Source organism: Gaiella sp., assembly GCF_039915195.1.
Lineage (GTDB): Bacteria > Actinomycetota > Thermoleophilia > Gaiellales > Gaiellaceae > Gaiella.
On the sequence record NZ_JBDSNT010000092.1, the window covers coordinates 13,387 to 30,442 of the forward strand.

Annotated in this window: 19 protein-coding genes; 12 read left to right on the forward strand and 7 right to left on the reverse strand. The window is 67.0% G+C overall.

Going from position 1 to position 17,056, the window contains the following annotated elements:
* Positions 1-88 precede the first annotated feature (88 nt).
* From ABIR74_RS09105 to ABIR74_RS09115, 3 genes are read left to right on the forward strand one after another with little or no spacing between them, the layout of a single operon-like run.
* On the forward strand, positions 89-1,126 hold the full coding sequence (locus tag ABIR74_RS09105) for an SAM-dependent methyltransferase (protein WP_348177269.1): 1,038 nt from the start codon (positions 89-91) through the stop codon (positions 1,124-1,126).
* Positions 1,123-1,953: a sucrase ferredoxin gene (locus ABIR74_RS09110; RefSeq protein WP_348177271.1), complete on the forward strand. Its 831-nt coding sequence runs from the start codon at positions 1,123-1,125 to the stop codon at positions 1,951-1,953. Before ABIR74_RS09105 ends, ABIR74_RS09110 begins: the two co-directional genes overlap by 4 nt.
* On the forward strand, positions 1,950-2,645 hold the full coding sequence (locus ABIR74_RS09115) for an SDR family oxidoreductase (RefSeq protein ID WP_348177273.1): 696 nt from the start codon (positions 1,950-1,952) through the stop codon (positions 2,643-2,645). Before ABIR74_RS09110 ends, ABIR74_RS09115 begins: the two co-directional genes overlap by 4 nt.
* Before the next feature lie 223 nt (positions 2,646-2,868).
* On the opposite strand, the gene ABIR74_RS09120 is transcribed toward ABIR74_RS09115, so the two are convergent.
* The gene (locus tag ABIR74_RS09120) at positions 2,869-3,444 is read right to left on the reverse strand and encodes a hypothetical protein (protein WP_348177275.1); all 576 of its coding nucleotides are present in this window, start codon (positions 3,442-3,444) and stop codon (positions 2,869-2,871) included.
* A gap of 42 nt (positions 3,445-3,486) precedes the next feature.
* On the opposite strand from ABIR74_RS09120, the gene sucC reads away from it, so the two are divergent.
* The 6 genes from sucC (at position 3,487) to ABIR74_RS09150 (ending at position 8,055) form a co-directional block, all read left to right on the forward strand.
* Positions 3,487-4,629 (forward strand): ADP-forming succinate--CoA ligase subunit beta, encoded by a 1,143-nt coding sequence (sucC, locus tag ABIR74_RS09125; RefSeq protein WP_348177277.1) that lies wholly within the window; start codon positions 3,487-3,489, stop codon positions 4,627-4,629.
* Positions 4,626-5,264 (forward strand): class I SAM-dependent methyltransferase, encoded by a 639-nt coding sequence (locus ABIR74_RS09130; protein ID WP_348177279.1) that lies wholly within the window; start codon positions 4,626-4,628, stop codon positions 5,262-5,264. Before sucC ends, ABIR74_RS09130 begins: the two co-directional genes overlap by 4 nt.
* Positions 5,264-6,136 carry a succinate--CoA ligase subunit alpha gene (sucD, locus tag ABIR74_RS09135; RefSeq protein ID WP_348177281.1) on the forward strand — a complete coding sequence of 291 codons (873 nt, stop codon included), beginning with the start codon at positions 5,264-5,266 and terminating at the stop codon, positions 6,134-6,136. Before ABIR74_RS09130 ends, sucD begins: the two co-directional genes overlap by 1 nt.
* A gap of 267 nt (positions 6,137-6,403) precedes the next feature.
* A complete protein-coding gene (locus tag ABIR74_RS09140; RefSeq protein WP_348177283.1) occupies positions 6,404-7,372 on the forward strand; it encodes an NAD-dependent epimerase/dehydratase family protein in 969 nt (322 codons plus the stop codon).
* A 27-nt stretch (positions 7,373-7,399) separates the two neighbouring features.
* Positions 7,400-7,717 carry a twin-arginine translocase TatA/TatE family subunit gene (locus ABIR74_RS09145; RefSeq protein WP_348177285.1) on the forward strand — a complete coding sequence of 106 codons (318 nt, stop codon included), beginning with the start codon at positions 7,400-7,402 and terminating at the stop codon, positions 7,715-7,717.
* Positions 7,717-8,055: a cupin domain-containing protein gene (locus ABIR74_RS09150; protein ID WP_348177287.1), complete on the forward strand. Its 339-nt coding sequence runs from the start codon at positions 7,717-7,719 to the stop codon at positions 8,053-8,055. The genes ABIR74_RS09145 and ABIR74_RS09150 overlap by 1 nt, the downstream gene beginning before the upstream one ends.
* Before the next feature lie 295 nt (positions 8,056-8,350).
* Here ABIR74_RS09150 and ABIR74_RS09155 read toward each other — a convergent pair whose 3' ends face one another.
* Positions 8,351-9,547, reverse strand: a complete 1,197-nt coding sequence (locus ABIR74_RS09155) for a DEAD/DEAH box helicase (RefSeq protein ID WP_348177289.1) — start codon at positions 9,545-9,547, stop codon at positions 8,351-8,353.
* A gap of 207 nt (positions 9,548-9,754) precedes the next feature.
* Between ABIR74_RS09155 and ABIR74_RS09160 the strand changes: the two genes are divergently transcribed.
* Entirely contained in the window at positions 9,755-10,837 is a 1,083-nt protein-coding gene (locus ABIR74_RS09160) for a PLP-dependent aminotransferase family protein (protein ID WP_348177291.1), read from the forward strand.
* Positions 10,838-10,886: 49 nt separating this feature from the next.
* Here ABIR74_RS09160 and ABIR74_RS09165 read toward each other — a convergent pair whose 3' ends face one another.
* The 5 genes from ABIR74_RS09165 to ABIR74_RS09185 all read right to left on the reverse strand — a co-directional run bounded on the left by ABIR74_RS09165 (position 10,887) and on the right by ABIR74_RS09185 (position 15,365).
* Positions 10,887-11,147, reverse strand: a complete 261-nt coding sequence (locus tag ABIR74_RS09165) for a LapA family protein (RefSeq protein ID WP_348177293.1) — start codon at positions 11,145-11,147, stop codon at positions 10,887-10,889.
* 343 nt (positions 11,148-11,490) lie between these two features.
* Entirely contained in the window at positions 11,491-12,504 is a 1,014-nt protein-coding gene (locus tag ABIR74_RS09170; RefSeq protein WP_348177295.1) for a S16 family serine protease, read from the reverse strand.
* A 1-nt stretch (position 12,505) separates the two neighbouring features.
* Complete coding sequence (locus ABIR74_RS09175) at positions 12,506-13,252, reverse strand: SDR family oxidoreductase (RefSeq protein WP_348177297.1); 747 nt, start codon at positions 13,250-13,252, stop codon at positions 12,506-12,508.
* Positions 13,253-13,327: 75 nt separating this feature from the next.
* Positions 13,328-14,254, reverse strand: coding sequence for a malate dehydrogenase (mdh, locus tag ABIR74_RS09180; RefSeq protein WP_348177299.1), 927 nt, complete (start codon positions 14,252-14,254; stop codon positions 13,328-13,330).
* 31 nt (positions 14,255-14,285) lie between these two features.
* Positions 14,286-15,365 (reverse strand): isocitrate/isopropylmalate dehydrogenase family protein, encoded by a 1,080-nt coding sequence (locus ABIR74_RS09185; protein WP_348177301.1) that lies wholly within the window; start codon positions 15,363-15,365, stop codon positions 14,286-14,288.
* A gap of 82 nt (positions 15,366-15,447) precedes the next feature.
* Between ABIR74_RS09185 and ABIR74_RS09190 the strand changes: the two genes are divergently transcribed.
* Positions 15,448-16,530 (forward strand): citrate synthase 2, encoded by a 1,083-nt coding sequence (locus tag ABIR74_RS09190; RefSeq protein ID WP_348177303.1) that lies wholly within the window; start codon positions 15,448-15,450, stop codon positions 16,528-16,530.
* Positions 16,530-17,027: a HEAT repeat domain-containing protein gene (locus ABIR74_RS09195; protein ID WP_348177305.1), complete on the forward strand. Its 498-nt coding sequence runs from the start codon at positions 16,530-16,532 to the stop codon at positions 17,025-17,027. Before ABIR74_RS09190 ends, ABIR74_RS09195 begins: the two co-directional genes overlap by 1 nt.
* The last annotated feature ends 29 nt before the right edge of the window (positions 17,028-17,056 follow it).

Here is a 17,056-nt window from a genome sequence, read left to right on the forward strand (position 1 = left end):
CGTGGGCGAAGGATCCCTGACGGGAGCCACGATCAGCCGCCCGAGGCGCAGTGATCCTTCGCGGCCTTCTCGCATCACAGTCGCTCCCGTGGACATCGCCCGGTCATTGCGGTACCGCTTCACGGCGCACCACGCGACCCGGACGATCGACGAGAACCTCGCCCCGGACGCTGCCGCCGAACGACTCGTCGGGCTTCTCGAGCACGACTTCCGCCAGGGCCTCCTCCAGGCGACGGCCGCCGACTGGCAGGTGCTCACCGGCAAGGGTGCGCCGATGATCCTCCGCCGCGAACCGACCCGGCGACAGGCGACCCGCTCGCACGATCGGACGAAGCGCTACCTCCTTCCCGAGGGCACGCCCGTTCCGTTCCTTGTCGCGCTCGGCGTGATGACGGCCGAGGGAAAGGTTCGCAAGCCGCGCTACGACAAGTTTCGTCAAGTGAACCGATTCCTCGAGCTCGTGGAGGATGTCCTCCCGTCTCTTCCAGCCGGCCGACTGAAGATCGTGGATTTCGGCTCGGGAAGGTCATACCTGACGTTTGCGCTCCATTATCTCCTCGTCCACGTCCACGGGCGTGCGGTCGAGATCGTGGGGCTCGATCTCAAGACGAACGTGATCTCCGACTGCGAGCAGCTCGCGCGACGGATCGGTGCCGACGGCCTGCGGTTCGAGGTCGGGGACATCGCCGGTTATGAGGCCCTGGCAGGCACCGATCTCGTGGTCAGTCTCCACGCCTGCGATACGGCGACCGACGATGCGCTCGACCGCGCCGTCCGGGCTGAGGTTCCGGTGATTCTCGCCGTTCCCTGCTGCCAACACGAGGTGATGTCGCAACTCGAGAACGCTGCCCTCCGGCCCTTGCTCCGGTATGGGACGCTCAGGGAGCGGTTCGCCGCCGAGGTGACGGACGCTGCACGTGCGCAACTCCTCGGTGCGGTCGGGTACGACGTGCAGGTCGTCGAGTTCGTCGAGCTCGAACACACGCCGAAGAACATCCTCCTCCGCGCCGTCGCTCGACCCGGGCGCGATCGTGCGAAAGCGTTCGCCGAGTACCGCGCGTTTACGGCCGAGCTCGGTATCGACCCGACTCTCGGGCGCCTTCTCGCGGATCGGCTGCCTTCGTGACGTCGACGTGCTCGGAGCACTCGGTCGCGGTGGGGGAGCCTCTCGCCGCAACGGCGACCCAGGGAAGCGAGTGGTTGCTCGTCGAGGTCAGGGGAGCGTGGGGAAGGGATGCGATCAACGAAAGCGGACTTGCCTCAGCCGTCCGCGACCGGTTGGGGGCGTACCCGGGCAAGGTCGTCCTGATCCGGCGGCCCGATCGGCGAGACGGGTGCGTCGTCATTCGGGCGGAGGTGCGTGAGGACGGTGGATCGGTCACCCGCAACGATCTCGCCTCTGTCGAGCAACTCGTTACCGCCGATCTTCCTGCTGGTGACGCGATCGCGGGCCCCGTCTTCATCGTGTGTATCCACGGTCGTCGGGACGCGTGCTGTGCGCGTCTCGGGGCTCCACTGTACGAAGCCCTCAGACAACGCACTCCCCCGGAGCAACTCTGGCAGGCGTCGCATCTCGGCGGCCACCGGTTCGCTCCGAACGTTGTCGTCCTTCCACTCGGCATCCAGCTCGGCCGCATCCCGCTCGATCGGGTCGGGGAGGTCTACGACACCGTGACCGATGGTCGGATTCCGCTCGATCTGTACCGGGGACGAACGCTCTACGCGCCGCGCGTTCAGGCAGCCGAGATCGCCGCCCGTGCAGCCACGGGCTGCGACGCGGTCGACGGTCTCGCGCTCAGCGCAGACGACGGAGATTCGGTCACGTTCACCGCACCGTTCGGCGACGTGACCATCCGCGTCGAGCAACGCGTAGGGCCAGCGGCACCGGCGAGCTGCGGTGCCGAGCCCGAGCCCACGGTGCTGTGGGTCGCATCGCTAGAGTCAGCAGCGTGAGCGATTCTTCCCCCGTCATCCTGATCACCGGTGCCTCGACCGGGATCGGCGCGGCGACGGCGCGCATGCTCGCGGGCGAGGGATGGCGCCTCGTGCTCGCTGCGCGCTCGATCGACAAGCTCGACGAGCTCGCCTCCGAGCTCGGTGGATCGGACCACGCTGTCGCCGTCGAATGTGACGTGACCGAGTGGGCCGACCAGCAGGCGGCCGTCACGGTCGCGCTCGAGCACTTCGGGCGGCTCGACGCGGCCTGGGCAAACGCAGGTTTCGGGGCCGAACGGAGTTTCCTCGGCGACTCCGTCGAGCACTGGCGAGCGATGATCCTGACGAACGTCTACGGCGCGGCGCTAACGATCAGAGCGACCCTCCCCGGGCTGAAGGAGACGAAGGGCCACCTGCTCCTCACAGGCTCGATCGCCGGGCGTCGCGCGATTCCCGGCTCGCTGTACTCATCCACGAAGCACGCCGTCCATGCGATGGCCGAGTCGTTGCGGCAGGAGCTAGACGGGACAGGTGTCCGTGTCACGATCATTGCTCCCGGCATCGTCGACACGCCGTTCTTCGAGAACGTGCCACTCGATGCGCCGCTCGAGCCGGATGACGTCGCCCGCGCAGTTCTCTTCGCGCTCTCACAGCCGCCGCACGTGGACGTGAACGAGATCCTCGTCCGGCCCACTGCTCAGCCTATGTAGCTCGGTCGCCCACGGCGTCGCGCTCGAGCGCCGGGTGGATCACACGATCACAGCGCCCGTTCCAGGCGCGGAAGCTGCTCGTCGCGAGCGCTGGTGTCAGGGCCAGGAAGCCCGACGAGGAGCGCGAGGACCATGCCCTTTCGCCCCGGGTCGGTTCGCGGCAGCGCCTCATTCCGAGCGACCTCCGAGAACTCTTCACGTCGGCGGCGTCGAGCGCTCGCTCCTAGGCCGGATCGGCCTCGACCTGCTCGAGGCGGTGCGCGTGGTCGGTGTACCAGACGACCGGCGTTTGCGCTCCCTCGGGAGGCTTGCCGTCAGCAGCGAAGGGCCCGAAGGCGATTCTCACCCAGAGGCCACCTGCGAGCGCACCCGGTGCTGCAATCGTTCCCCGCCAGGTCTCTCCCGGCTCGATCGACTCTGGCAGGGACGGCGTGTAGCTCGTGGCGGCGCGGAGCCCGGGGACGTCGCCGTCACGCGTCCGCCGCTCGAGCTCCTTCAGGTCGTCGTTCGGGAAGAGCAAGACGCCGAACTCGCGGTACGACGGGAAGCCGGGGTCGCCGACGATCCATGCGATGTTCGAGGTGTTCTCGACCGAGATCTCCGCCTTCCACCCGTCCCGCGTGACCGTGAACCGCGATACCCCGAAGACGAGCGCGGGACTCGTCGCAGGGTAGGGCTCCTTCCAGTCGAGGCTTGCCGTCTGGGGCGGGGCCTTGATCGTCGTCGGCGCGGTGACGGCCTGTGATGTGCAACCTGCCGTCAGAAGAGCGGCAAGCGAGATGAGTGGAAGCAGTCGCATGGTGCTGATCGTCGCACAAGCGCGCAGGTAGGCTCCGAGCCGATGGATCTCTACGAGTATCAGGGCAAGGAGCTGTTCCGGCGCGTTGGGATCCCCGTCGGCGACGGACGCCTCGCGACGACGCCCGGAGAGGCCCGGCAGGCGGCTGAAGTGCTCGGCAGCCCCGTCGTCGTGAAAGCCCAGGTCCTGACGGGCGGGCGCGGCAAGGCGGGCGGCGTCAAGCTCGCAGCGAACTCTCATGAAGCAGAGGAGCACGCGAGGAACATCATCGGCCTCGATATCAACGGGCATGTCGTCAAGCGGCTGTGGATCGAGCAGGCCTCCGATATCGCGAAGGAGTACTACCTCTCGCTGACCTTCGATCGGGGCGTCAAGAAGCCGCTCTTCATGTTCACGACCCAGGGTGGGATCGAGATCGAGCAGGTCGCCGAGGAGACTCCCGATGCGCTCGTCCGGCTGCACGTCGACCCGCTGGAGGGCTTCAACCCGTGGCAGGCCCGGCACCTCGTGTACGGCGGCGGGGTTACGGATCCGTCGGAGCAGAAGCAGATCGCGAGGATCATCGGCCAGCTGTACGACGCCTTCGTCCGCTTCGACGCCATGCTCTGCGAGGTGAACCCACTGATCGTGACGCCGGATGGCTTCGTCAAGGCGCTCGACTCCAAGTTCACGGTCGACGATAACGCCCTCTACCGGCACCCGGACGTCGCCGCGATGCGCGACGATGACGCTGCCGATCCGCTCGAGGCACTGGCCCGCGCGAAGCACGTCACCTATGTCAAGCTCGACGGCGAGGTCGGCGTGTGTGGGAACGGTGCCGGTTTGACCATGTCGACGGTCGACGTGGTCACGTTCGCGGGCGGTCGCCCGGCGAACTTCTGCGACCTCGGTGGGGGAGGCGACGCACAGGGCGTCGTCGACGCGCTCTCGGTGATTACGCGTGACCCACAGGTGAAGGCCGTCTTCTTCAACATCTTCGGCGGGATCACGCGCTGCGATGAGGTCGCGCGCGGGATCCTCCAGGCACTCGAGGAGATGCAGCTCGAGCTGCCGATGGTCGTTCGCCTGGACGGCACGAACGCCGAGGAGGGCCGGCGTATCCTCGCCGAGGCCGCTCCAGCAAATCTCCACGTCTCGCCGACGATGCTCGAGGCGGCCAGGCGCGCGGTGGAGTTGGCCGCATGACCGACGTCTGGAGCGATCGGGCCGAGATGTATCGCATGAGCGAGGCGCATCGGGACGGTCCCGACCTCGACGTCCTCGTCGAGTGGGCGACGGGTACCAGGACGGCGCTCGATGTCGCAACGGGCGGCGGGCACGTCGCACGTCGGCTTCGCGAGACCGGCCTCGAGGTCGTCACCTGCGATCCCGCGCCGGGGATGAAGCCAGATGTCGTCTGTCGTGCCGAGGATCTTCCCTTCGCAGATGGCAGCTTCGATCTGGTCGTGACACGCGTCGCGGCACACCACTATGACGACGTCGCTAAAGCCGTAGTCGAGATGGCGCGGGTCGCAGCTGACGGCGTCCTGATCGTCGACAACTGCTTCATGGGGGAGGACGTCGAGGCGGCGGAGACACTGCGCGACCCGTCCCACGTGCGCAACTACAGCGAGGTCGAGTGGCGCTCGTTCGCCGAGTTGGCAGGTCTCGAGGTCGAAGAGGTGCAGTTCTTCGAGAAGCCGATCGAGTTCCAGCCGTGGCTCGACCGCTGCGGCTGCAGCGACGACGACGCGACGCGTGTGCGCGAGTTGCTCGGTGATCGGATCGTCGGCGAGCACGTCGTGCTCGACCGGATCGCACTGAAGGCGGTGCCTGCCTGATGGCGATCATTGTCGACAACGACACGCGCCTCGTCGTACAGGGCCTGACCGGCTCCGAGGGACGCTTCCACGGCCTTCGGAATCGAGCCTATGGCACGAATCTCGTCGCGGGCGTGACCCCCGGCAAGGGCGGCCAGGACGTCGAGGGCGTCCCGGTGCTCAACACCGTCGCCGAGGCCGTCTCCGAGCAGGGAGCGAATACCGCGATGATCTTCGTTCCGGCTCCGTTCGCTGCAGACGCCGTCTACGAGGCCGTCGATGCCGGAATCGAGACGGTGATCTGCATCACCGAGGGTGTTCCCGCCCACGACATGCTGCGGATCCACACCTACGTGCACAACCTCGGTGTGACCCTGATCGGGCCGAACTGCCCGGGCGCGCTCTCTCCCGGTAAGGCGAACGTCGGGATCATCCCGGCCGAGATCTTCAGCGCCGGCAATATCGGCCTCGTCTCGCGATCGGGCACGTTGACGTACCAGATCGGCCACGAGCTGACACAGATGGGGCTTGGAAACTCGACGATCGTAGGGATCGGCGGTGATCCGATCGTCGGCTCGTCGTTCGTAGACATCCTCGCGAAGTTCCAGGCCGACCCGGAAACCGAGTACGTCGTCATGGTCGGCGAGATCGGTGGCGACGAGGAGGAGAAGGCTGCCGCGTTCATCGAGGCGGAGCTGACGAAGCCGGTCGTCGCCTACATTGCCGGCTTCACCGCTCCGCCCGGCAAGACAATGGGGCACGCCGGCGCGATCATCTCGGGCTCGTCGGGCACCGCTGAGGCGAAGAAGGCTGCGCTCGAGGCGAAGGGGATCCGGGTTGGCACCACGCCCACCGAGACAGCGGAGCTCGTCGCCGAGATCGCGCGCAGCTAGCGGGCTCGCCGAGGGAGGGCGGTGCGTCTCCCCTCCCGGATCCTGCTCCTTGATGCTCTTCTCGTCGGTGCCTTAGTCCGACCTCGATCCACCTGGCCCACCGGCTCGCCGTCGGCTACGAGGTTCTCGGTTGATCTGGTGGGGGCTGATCTTCGCGCGCGAGGAGCGTCTCGGATCGCGACGGTCGCGGTCGTGCTCGTCCACGCGTCGTTCGGGCTCGTCATCGTCGTGCTCGAGGAGTTCGTCAGCCACTAGGCTGCGGGCCCTGTGCGCATCTTCCTGACCGGATCGACCGGATTCATCGGCTCGAGGCTCGCTGCTTCCCTGCGTGGTCGCGGCGACGACGTGGTCGCACTCGTTCGCTCTCCCACGAAGGCAGGTTCGCTGATCGCGCTTGGGTGCGAGATCGTCGTAGGTGACCTCTCCGACATCGAGGTGACGATGCTCGAGGGCTGCGACGCCCTCGTGCACAGCGCGGCGATCTACCAGGTTGGGGTCAGTACATCGAAGGCGGAGGCGATGCGCGATGTGAACGTCGGCGGCACCGAGCGAACGCTCGATGCCGCCGTCAGCGCCGGAGTCGGCCGACTCGTTTACGTGTCGACCGTCAACACCTTTGGTGACACGAAGGGAGCCGTCGTCGACGAGACGTACCTGCGTCCGGCGGGCTCGTTCGTCTCCGCCTACGACGAGACGAAGTGGTTCGCGCACGAGGCTGCAACGCGGCGAATCGAGGCGGGCGCACCGATCATGATCGCGATGCCGGGGCTCGTCTATGGCCCCGGAGACACGTCGCAGATGGGGGAGCAGATTCGGTCGGCCATGGCAGGCAAGCTCCCGTATGTGGGCTTCCCTACGCTCGGCGTCAGTGCCGTTCACGTGGACGATGTAGTCGAGGGAATCGTGCTCCTCCTCGATCGAGGTGAGATCGGCGAGGCCTACGTTCTCGGGGGTGAGCTGACGCACGTCCGCGACCTCATCGGGGCAGCCGCCCACGCCGCAGGCACGCGCGCGCCGCGATTCACGATGCCGACCTGGGCGATTCGACTCACTGCCCCGCTCGGACGCACGGGCGTCGGCCCGATGCTCGGTATCCCGGCGAACGTGCGCGAGCTGATCGCCGCGGCTGACGGCGTCACCTACTGGGCCACGGACGCGAAGGCCCGGACAGCCCTCGGCTACTCGCCGCGAACCCTCGCCACGGGCATGGCGGAGACCCTTCGCGACGGCGCGTAGATCACGAGTCGTCGGTACATTCAGGGCATGCCTTTCGGCCTCGGTATCTGGGAGATCGTGATCCTCGCGGTTGTCCTCGTGCTTCTCTTCGGGAGCAAGGGCGCGCCCGCGATGGCGCGACGGCTCGGAACGGGCGTCCGCGAGATGAAGGACGCTGTGGCCGACATGGATCCGCGCTCGGTGTTCGACGGCAGGGACGAGCCTGCGAAGCCGAAGTCGGTGCCGGCGATCGAGGCTGCGCCTGCTGTCGTCGTTCCAGCCTCCGAAGCAGTAGCGACGCCAGAGGTAGTACCCGCCGTGGAAGGAGCTGTCGTCTCGAGCGACGACAAGCCCGCTCCGAGTTGATGGACGTCGTCGCCTACGAAACGCTCGTCCCGTTCACGACGAAAGACGGCTCGACGATCCGCGAGTTCATCCACTCTCCGGCGCAGTCACTCGCGGAAGCGACGCTCGGGCCGGGCCAGTCGACGATGCGCCACTACCACGCTTTGAGCGAGGAGATCTACCTCCTGACGGCCGGGAGCGGAACGATGGAGCTCGACGGCGATGTGCGCGAGGTGGGGGAGGGCGATGCGATCCTGATTCCACCCGGTGCCTGGCACGAGCTCCGGGCCGGGAGCGAGGGCGTTCGGCTGCTCTGTTGCTGCGTCCCCGCCTACCGCCACGACGACACGTACGTCTGAGTGCGCGCGACGGGAGAGCATATCGCGCGCACTCAGACGTAGTTGCTTGCTGCCACGCTTCGCGTGGATCCTGAAGTGAGTTCGCGCGACGGGAGAGCATATCGCGCGCACTCAGGGAGAAAGCGAGTGCAGACGGCCGGCTCGAGGAGCCGACCGCCTGGATGGGGCGAGCTCTCGTGCCACCTGGCTTGAGCCAGGCGGCGGAGGGGGCGGGGAAGCGTTGTGGGTGAGGGCCGTTGAATGCTCCTGGCTCGAGCCAGGAGCATTCGGGTCAGCGGCTTCGCCGCGCTGTCTTCTAGATCTTCCTGCGCGGCCTTGTGGGGCCCCACTTGGAACCGCGCTTGCGGCCCGAGTAGAGAAGCTTCGGGGCGGCCGACTTCATGCCGGTCTCCTCCCACGCGTCCGACTGACCATTCATGCGCGCGACGCGGCTCACCTCAGCCTGCTGGTCGGGAAGCACGAGCGTGACACCCGTTCCCGAGCGCCCGGCACGACCGGTACGGCCGACGCGGTGCGTGTACGCCTTCTCGTCCTCGGGCGGATCGAAGTTGATCACGTGGGTGATGTCGGAGAGGTCGAGCCCACGGGCGGCGACGTCGGTCGCGATCAGCGTCGTCACCTTGCCGGCCTCGAAGTGCGCGAGCGCCTTCTCGCGGGCGGCCTGGGTCTTGTCGCCATGCATCGCGACCGCACGAACCTGATGGCGCTCGAGCCGTTGGGCGAGTCGATCTGCTCCGCGCTTCGTGCGAACGAAGACGAGTGCGAGCCCACGCTCCTCCTGAAGCAGCTCGACGAGCTTGTCGACCTTGTTGTCCGCCGTTACCGCGACGAACTGGTGGTCGATCTCGCCCGGCTTCTGCTCGCTCGGCAGTTCGGCTGCGATCCGCACCGGCTGGTTCGTGTACTCGCGGGCGAGCTCACCGACGGCTCCGTCGAGCGTCGCCGAGAAGAACATCGTCTGGCGCTTGTTGGAGACGCGCCGCAGGATCTTGTCGACCTGAGGCTTGAAACCCATGTCGAGCATCCGGTCGGCCTCGTCGAGAACGAGAATCGTGACGGCGTCGAGGTTGACCATGCGCCTGTCCATGAGGTCCTGCAACCGGCCCGGGGTGGCGACGAGGACGTGTGCCCTCTTGGCCTTTGCGGCCTGCGCCGGAATCGGGACGCCGCCGTAGACGGATGCGACCTCGAGGCCCTTGGCTCTGCCGAGGTCGGCTAGGACCTCGGTGACCTGGACGGCGAGCTCGCGTGTCGGCACGAGCACGAGTGCAGCGGGTCGGCCGTCGCCGGGCGAGGTCAGCTGTACGATCGGAATCGCGAACGCAAGCGTCTTGCCCGAACCCGTCGGCGCCTTTGCGAGCACGTCGCTGCCCGCGAGGGCGGCTGGGATGGCCCGCGTCTGGATCTGGAACGGTGAGTGGATGCCCTGAGCGGTGAGCACTCGGACGATGTCCGTGCTCAGCCCGATCGAGGCAAAGGTTGAATCTGGCATTCGGTTTTTACTCCTTGGATTGTGTTCGAGACCACCTGCCCTCGAACTGCCTAATCCTCGGAGTTCCGAGCCTAGAGTCGAAAGAAGCTGATCTCCCGGGGCGGCACGACGCCGATTCCCTGCGGATAACGGTAGCAGTAGCACGGAGTTCGCCGCGAACACCGGTTCTCATCCTGCCGGTTGGGCGGTGCCGGGTACGCTGAGGGCATGGCCGCAATCTCCTTTGCGCGCGGCGCCCCGGCGCCCGAGTGCCTCGATCAGGCACTCATTGCCGACTGTGCGCGGGCAGCACTCGAGCGTGACGGGACGACGATCCTCTCGTACGGCACGGGTGGTGGCTACGGCCCCCTGCGCGAGGTGCTCGCAGCACAGCACGGCGTCGCGGCGAAGAGGGTCTTCGTCACGACCGGTGGGCTGCAGGGGTTCGTCTTCTACGCGGCCGCACAGCTCGCGCAGCGGCCAGGCCGAGTGCTCGTCGAGGGCCCGACCTACGATCGGCCGCTGAAGATCCTCGCGCGAGATGGGGCACAGGTCACGCCCGTTCGGATGGATGACGAAGGCCTCGATCTCGACGCGCTCGAGGCGGAGCTACGGCGCGGTGGCGACATCTCGTTCCTCTACACGATTCCGACCTTCCAGAACCCGTCCGGCAGGACCCTCGGGACGGAGCGCCGCAGACGGCTTGTCGACCTGGCCGCGCAGTACGACCTCCCGATCCTCGAGGACGACCCGTACGGCCGCGTCCGATACGACGGCGACCCGGTTCCGTCGATCCACGAGCTCGAGGGCGGTGAGCGGGTCACGTTCACGTCCTCGTTCTCGAAGACCGTGGCACCCGGCCTGCGCATCGGCTACTTCGTGGTTCCGGAGGAGCTCGTCGCCGCCTACGACGACCGGGCGGTTTCGACCTATATCTCCCCGAGCCTGCTGCCGCAGGCTACGGTGTTCGAACTCATCGATCGCGGGGCCTTTGGGCCGAATCTCGATCGCGTGCGCGGCCTGCTCAAGGTGCGAAAGGACGCGATGCTCTCGGCCCTCGCAGCGGAGATGCCCCCCGGCACGAGCTGGAGCTCGCCGGAGGGCGGCTACTTCCTCTGGCTCGACTTCGATGACGGGGTCGACGCAGCCGAGTTGCTGGCCCGGGCAACCGAGGCCGGCGTCACCTTCGTCCGGGGCTCGGACTTCTTCCCGAACGCCTCCGCCGGTCGGTCGTCGGCGCGGCTTGCCTTCAGCTACGAGACGCCCGAGCGGATCGCCGAAGGCGTCGCGCTCCTCGTCTCACTGCTCTAGACGCGGCTGACGAGCACTGCCAACGTGTGTCGCGCCCCGGCACCTTCGTCTATGGCATAGCCCGGCGGCGCTTGCGGCGATCGCGGAGGTCGTCGAAGAGCCACCCCGCGAGGAAGCCGAGACCGATCGCGAGGAGCAACACGACGAACAGTGACGCCTCCGTCTTGAAGAAGACGAAGTTGACCGCCACCGCATTGCGATTCGCGAGGACGAGGATCAGGACGTACACGGCGATGACGGCCAGGGCGATCCGTCTTGGCGTCCAGGCACTTCGTCGCTTCGCTCCCTCGAGTGTCGGCTTCGTCGACATACCCGTACGTTAGAGGAGTTAGAGGGACTGCGAGACGACGAGGGGAGCAGTCGGCCGGATCACGAGTCGAGGCTGGCGCGGCGGCTGCAGGCGTCCTCCGGCCGCGACGGCGCGGAACGTAGGGCAGGGCGTTTCGCCCGGTAGCGCGCAGAGCCCCGCCCTGCGGAAGTAGCAGTCCTTGCATGTTGCTTTGGCAGGCATGTGATGTGTCCCCTGTCGTCGATCTGGTCCCTTTCGGGCAGGGGCCATTGTGGCCAACAGGTATCGGTCTCGCAAGAGGTCGGTGTCGGAAAGTCCCGCAATTAGCGGCTGTTGTCCTCCGCGGCAAAGTCCTGCAAAATGGCTAATTTGTCGGCGTCTTCGCCAGAGCAGACAACGCCTGTTGAAAACTTGTGACCGGAATGATTCGAAGGTTCCCTGCATACCGGCGTGCCTCCGCTGCGTTTTCCCCAGCCGGGACCAGAAACACATCCGCGCCGGCCTTCCGTGCGCCGTATGTTTTCTGCTTCACGCCGCCGATCGGACCGACGCTTCCGTCGAGTCCGATCTCCCCGGTCGCGACGACGCGCTTCCCGTGATCGACGTCCGTCCCGAGCTCCTGCAAGACGTCGAGCGCGAACGGCAGCCCGGCAGACGGCCCGCCAACCGCACCGAGGTCGATCTCGACCTTCAACGGCAGCTTGATGTCCGCGTCCTGCGAGACCCGGATCCCGATGATTGCCTTGCCGGGCTCGCGGGGAGACTCGATCGTTCTGACCGTGACCTTCTTCACCGTGCCTTTCCTCCTGAGCCGGAGGACGACGTCGTCGCCCGGGCGGACGTCCGTGAAGGACTGGCGTAGCGCGATGGGTGTGAGCACGTCTGTATCGCCGACTCCGGTGATCACGTCGCCTGAGCGGAGAACCTTGGCGGCCGGCGCATCGGATGCGACGGCATCGACGAGCGCCCCACGCGGTGTTGCCTTCACCGTGTAGCCCGCCTGCCTGAGAGCGACGGCCGCCGCGGTCTGCTCCGAGCGGGCCATCTCACGGAATCCTTCGGCGCGCCTGTCCTCGAACGACGATCCGGGCGGCACGACCTGATCACGTGGGACGAGGCTGGCGCCGTCGGGCCGGACGAAGGGCAGGAGCGACTCGGCCCACGTCGCGGAGCGCACGTTGACGTCGACGTAGTAGATCGCCCCAACGTCGTCCCCGCCGGGCCGCTCGCCCTCGACTGTGACCTTGTCGCCGACCGGTGTCGCCTCGTTCGGGACGTAGAGGTAGCTGCGGGAGGGCGCGAACCAGGCAAACGCGATCGCCGCCGCGGCCACCGTGACGATGCCCCAGAGGAGCCAACTCAGGCGATTGCGGGTCAACCTAGAACAGTCCGTTCAGCATGCCGCCGTCGACCGGCACGACCGCGCCGCTGATATATGCAGCCTGCTCGGACGCGAGAAAACAGACCGTTGCAGCGATCTCCGCCGGTGCGCCGACACGACGCGCCGGGATCAGCGCGAGCGCCTCCGGCGGCGGCCCGTCGGGGCCGTAGAGAGCGTGGAGTCGCTCTGTGTCGATACGACCCGGAGCGATCGTGTTGACCGTGATTCCCTCCGGCCCGAGCTCGCGCGCGAGCGTCTTCAGCCAGCCCACGACTCCCGGGCGAACAGCGTTCGAGAGAGCCAGGTTCGCGATCGGTTCCTTCACTGACGTCGACTCGATCGCAACGATGCGGCCACGGCCGCTCTTCCGGAGGTAGGGCAGGCAGAGACCCACCAGGCGAACGTGCGGCACGAGTAGAAGTTCGACTGCCGCCGCGACGTCAGCCGCCGTGACGGACGCTGCGGGGCCGGGGGGAGGGCCGCCGCCGTTCAGGACGACGACGTCGATTCGGCCGAAGGCCTTGACCGTCTCGTCGACAAGTCGCTCGAGGTCGGCTTCGCTCGTGAGGTCGCCGGTGACGGCGAGTCCCCCGATCCGCTTCGCCTCTCGCTCGATCACCTCGGCGCGCCGCGCGAACATCGCCACGTCTGCGCCCTCGGAGGCGAGTCCCTCGGAGATCGCGAGACCCATCCCCTGGGACGCTCCGAGCACGATTGCGGTTCGCCCGCTGAGACCGAGATCCATTCGGCCGGGAAGCCTACCCGGCGGGACTGTTCAGGATTCGCAAAGGCGTGGGAGACGCACGAGCGTCTCCCACCTTCAGCTCGTCTTGAGGACGCCGACGACCTCACGCACGGCTGCGGCGGAGGCGCGGAGCATCTTCTTCTCGTCTGCTGTCAGCCTGAGCTTCACGATCTCCTCGACCCCACTGGAACCGAGCTTGACCGGGACGCCCATGTACAGGCCGTTGACGCCATACTCGCCCTCGAGGAATGCGGTACAGGGAAGCACCCGCTTCTCGTCGAGGCAGATGGCGTCGACCATCTGCGCGGCTGCGGCTCCCGGCGCGTACCACGCCGAGGTGCCGAGCAGGTTGACGACCTCGCCACCGCCCTTCCGCGTGCGGTCGACCATCTTGGCGATGCGACCCTTGAGCGCGAGCTGCTCGAGCGGAACGCCGCCGACAGTCGTCGCGGAAACCACAGGGACCATCTGGTCGCCATGACCGCCGAGCACCATCGCGGTGACGTCCTTCACCGACATCCCGGTCTCCCACGCGATCGACGCCGCGAAGCGCGCCGTGTCGAGGATGCCTGCCATGCCTACGACACGCTCCTTCGGAAACCTGGACGCGGCCTTCGCGACGTGGCACATCGCGTCGAGCGGGTTCGAGACGACGACGATGATCGTCTTGGGCGAGCGCTTCACGATCTCCTTCGTCACCGAGCCGACGATCGCCTCGTTGGTTGCGACGAGGTCGTCACGGCTCATTCCCGGCTTTCGTGGCAGGCCGGCGGTAATCACGACGACATCGGACCCTGCTGTCTCGTCGTACCCGTTCGAGCCGACGACGTTCGGCTCGTACCCGAGAACCGATCCGGCCTGGTTGATGTCGAGTGCCTTGCCCTGGGGGAAGTTAGGCTTGATGTCGACGAGAACGATGTCTGCGTAGTCGCGCCGGGCGAGCTCCTGGGCGCAGGTCGCGCCGACGTTTCCCGCGCCGACGACGGTAACTTTCTTTCTCACTGGTTCGCTCCTTGGTCTCGTGAACGCCGCGCTAATCGGCGAGTTTCTCGATGATTGCGTCGGCGTACTCTGCCGTGCCGACGGCGCTCGGATCGTCTCTCGAAGGTTTCAGGTCGTACGTCACTCGGTCGCCCTCGGCGATCACTGCTGCGACGGCGTTCTCGAGGCGAGTCCCTGCGTCCGTCTCGCCGAGATGGTCGAGCATCAGCTTGCCCGAGAGGATCATGGCCGTGGGATTCACCCTGTTGAGGCCCTTGTACTTCGGTGCCGACCCGTGCGTCGCCTCGAACACTGCGGCATCGAGGCCGATGTTGCCGCCGGGCGCGACGCCAAGCCCACCGACGAGGCCTGCCGTGAGATCGCTGATGATGTCGCCGTAGAGGTTCGGGAGGACGAGCACGTCGAACTCCTCCGGCCTCTGCACGAGCCCCATGCAGAGCGCGTCGACCAGCGTCTCCCATGCCTCGATCTCCGGGTAATCCTTCGCGACCTCACGGAACACCGAGAGGAACAATCCGTCCGTGAACTTCATGATGTTGACCTTGGTGATGCACGAGACGCGCTTGCGGGAGTGCTTTCGCGCGTAGTCGAAGGCGTAGCGGATGATGCGTTCGCAGCCCTCGGGGCTCATCGGCTTGATCGAGATCCCCGAGCTCGGCGCGATCTGCTTCGCCTGCATGCCGTTCAACATCGTGATCACTTCGGCCGCCTCGGGGCTGCCGGCCTCGTACTCGATGCCAGCGTAGAGATCCTCGGTGTTCTCTCGGACAACGACGAGGTCGACGTTGTCGTAGCGCGAGCGCATGCCCGGATAGGACTTGCAAGGCCGGAGACAGGCGTAGAGGCCGAGTTCGTGGCGCAGTGCCACGTTGACCGAGCGAAACCCTGTGCCGATCGGCGTCGTGATCGGGCCCTTCAGGGCTATCCCGTTCCTTCGCACGGAGGCCAGGGTGGCCTCGGGAAGCGGCGTCCCGGCCGACTCCATCACATCGACGCCGGCCTCCTGGACATCCCAGTTGAACGCGATACCGGTTGCCTCGAGCACCCGGCGTGTTGCTTCGGTGAGCTCCGGCCCCGTGCCGTCTCCCGGGATGAGCGTGACGTTGAACATCGTCATGAGCATAGTGGCCCGACGGGAGTCGACCCGTCAGGTAGCGTCAGTGGCGTCCTTCCCTGACGGACAGAGGAGACGAGTGAGCGAGTTCAAGCCAGGCCTCGAGGGCATCGTCGCCTTCGAAACGGAGATCGCCGAGCCCGATCGCGATGGCGGAGCGTTACGGTACCGCGGGGTCGACATCGAGGATCTCGTCGGCATGGTGCCATTCGAGAAGGTGTGGGGTCTCCTCGTCGACGACGCGCCCGAGCCCGGGCTCCGCCCGGCAACGCGGTACGTGGCCCGCGACCTCACCGGCAACGCTCCTTCCGATCTCCAGGCGGCGACCGCGCGTCTCGCTGGGGAGTGGGGCCTGGGTCAGCTGATCGACATCGCCGACGACGAGGCGCACGATGATCTCGCCCGGTTGTCGGCAACGATGATCTCGATCGTTGCGCAGTCGGCGCGTCATGCCGATGGCTTGGAGACGCCGGTCGATTCGGAGCTCGTCGCGACGGGATCCACTGCCGCCGAGCGGTTTCTGCTCGAGTGGCGCGGGGAGGCTGACCCCAGGCACGTCCAGGCGATCGACGCCTACTGGATCTGCACCGCCGAGCACGGGCTGAACGCATCCACGTTCACCGCGAGGGTCGTCGCGTCCACCGGCGCCGACTGCGCCGCGTCTCTCGCATCTGCAGTCGGTGCTCTCTCGGGCCCCCTCCACGGGGGCGCTCCTGCGCGTGTTCTCCCGATGCTCGATGGGGCGGCGGCGGCCGACTCGATCGGGGACTACGTGAGCGAGCTGCTCGATGCGGGTGGCCGGCTGATGGGCTTCGGGCACCGCGTCTACCGGGCCGAGGATCCGCGCTCGCGCCTCCTGCGGCGGACGGCACTTTCGCTCGGCTCGCCCCGGTTCGATGTCGCGGAGGAACTCGAGCGTGCTGCGCTCGAGGAGCTGCATGCCCGCAAGCCGGATCGGGTGCTAGCCACGAACGTCGAGTTCTGGTCTGCAGTCGTGCTCGATGTCGCCGATATCCCGGCAAAGCTCGCTCCGGCGATGTTTGCCTGCTCGCGAACTGCGGGCTGGTCGGCGCACATCCTCGAGCAGAAGCGGCTTGGTCGGCTCGTTCGGCCTTCCGCCATCTACGTCGGTCCCGGCCCGCGACCACTTCCGGTCGCCTGATGGATCTCTCGCAGGCAGCCGCCCTCGCGGACGAGTACACAAAGGGTGGCCTCGAGCGGGAGCTGGCCACACTTCGAGGCGAGTGGAGCGACGAGCTCGAGGCAGCGGCCCGCAATCCCGATTACCGAGTTCGTGCTGTCGCGTACAGGGCGATCGCGCAGTTCCGCTTCCGCCAGAAGATCGAGCTTCTGAGGCGCGGCTTCGAGGACGAGAGCCCCGCTGTTCGTGGTTCGGCGCTGATCGCGCTGGAGGGTCTCTCGCGCGCCCATCCGGGTGACGTGAACTCGTTCAGGCCCTTGCTCCACGACCTCGCGACGCGGGACTCGAACATTGCGGTTCGACGATTGGCGATCGTCTGCTTCAAGAACGGTACGCCGGCGAGGGAGACGATTCTGATCCTCGACGGGATCGCAACAGACGATGAGGCCGATCCGGAAGTGCGTAAGACGGCGAGATCTGTCGCCCTCCTGCTCGTCAAGAAGTCGAACCGGAAGTAGCGCCGTGAGTCCCGCTCCTCTCGTCGGGT

What these genes read in the sequence shown, in the direction of transcription:
- ABIR74_RS09130 (WP_348177279.1), top strand. Translation starts at nt 4,626, where the DNA reads ATGACCGACGTCTGGAGCGATCGGGCCGAGATGTATCGCATGAGCGAG.
- ABIR74_RS09150 (WP_348177287.1), top strand. Translation starts at nt 7,717, where the DNA reads ATGGACGTCGTCGCCTACGAAACGCTCGTCCCGTTCACGACGAAAGAC.
- ABIR74_RS09195 (WP_348177305.1), top strand. Translation starts at nt 16,530, where the DNA reads ATGGATCTCTCGCAGGCAGCCGCCCTCGCGGACGAGTACACAAAGGGT.
- ABIR74_RS09155 (WP_348177289.1), bottom strand. Translation starts at nt 9,547, where the DNA reads ATGCCAGATTCAACCTTTGCCTCGATCGGGCTGAGCACGGACATCGTC.
- ABIR74_RS09120 (WP_348177275.1), bottom strand. Translation starts at nt 3,444, where the DNA reads ATGCGACTGCTTCCACTCATCTCGCTTGCCGCTCTTCTGACGGCAGGT.
- ABIR74_RS09160 (WP_348177291.1), top strand. Translation starts at nt 9,755, where the DNA reads ATGGCCGCAATCTCCTTTGCGCGCGGCGCCCCGGCGCCCGAGTGCCTC.
- ABIR74_RS09165 (WP_348177293.1), bottom strand. Translation starts at nt 11,147, where the DNA reads ATGTCGACGAAGCCGACACTCGAGGGAGCGAAGCGACGAAGTGCCTGG.
- ABIR74_RS09175 (WP_348177297.1), bottom strand. Translation starts at nt 13,252, where the DNA reads ATGGATCTCGGTCTCAGCGGGCGAACCGCAATCGTGCTCGGAGCGTCC.
- sucD (WP_348177281.1), top strand. Translation starts at nt 5,264, where the DNA reads ATGGCGATCATTGTCGACAACGACACGCGCCTCGTCGTACAGGGCCTG.
- ABIR74_RS09145 (WP_348177285.1), top strand. Translation starts at nt 7,400, where the DNA reads ATGCCTTTCGGCCTCGGTATCTGGGAGATCGTGATCCTCGCGGTTGTC.
- sucC (WP_348177277.1), top strand. Translation starts at nt 3,487, where the DNA reads ATGGATCTCTACGAGTATCAGGGCAAGGAGCTGTTCCGGCGCGTTGGG.
- ABIR74_RS09185 (WP_348177301.1), bottom strand. Translation starts at nt 15,365, where the DNA reads ATGTTCAACGTCACGCTCATCCCGGGAGACGGCACGGGGCCGGAGCTC.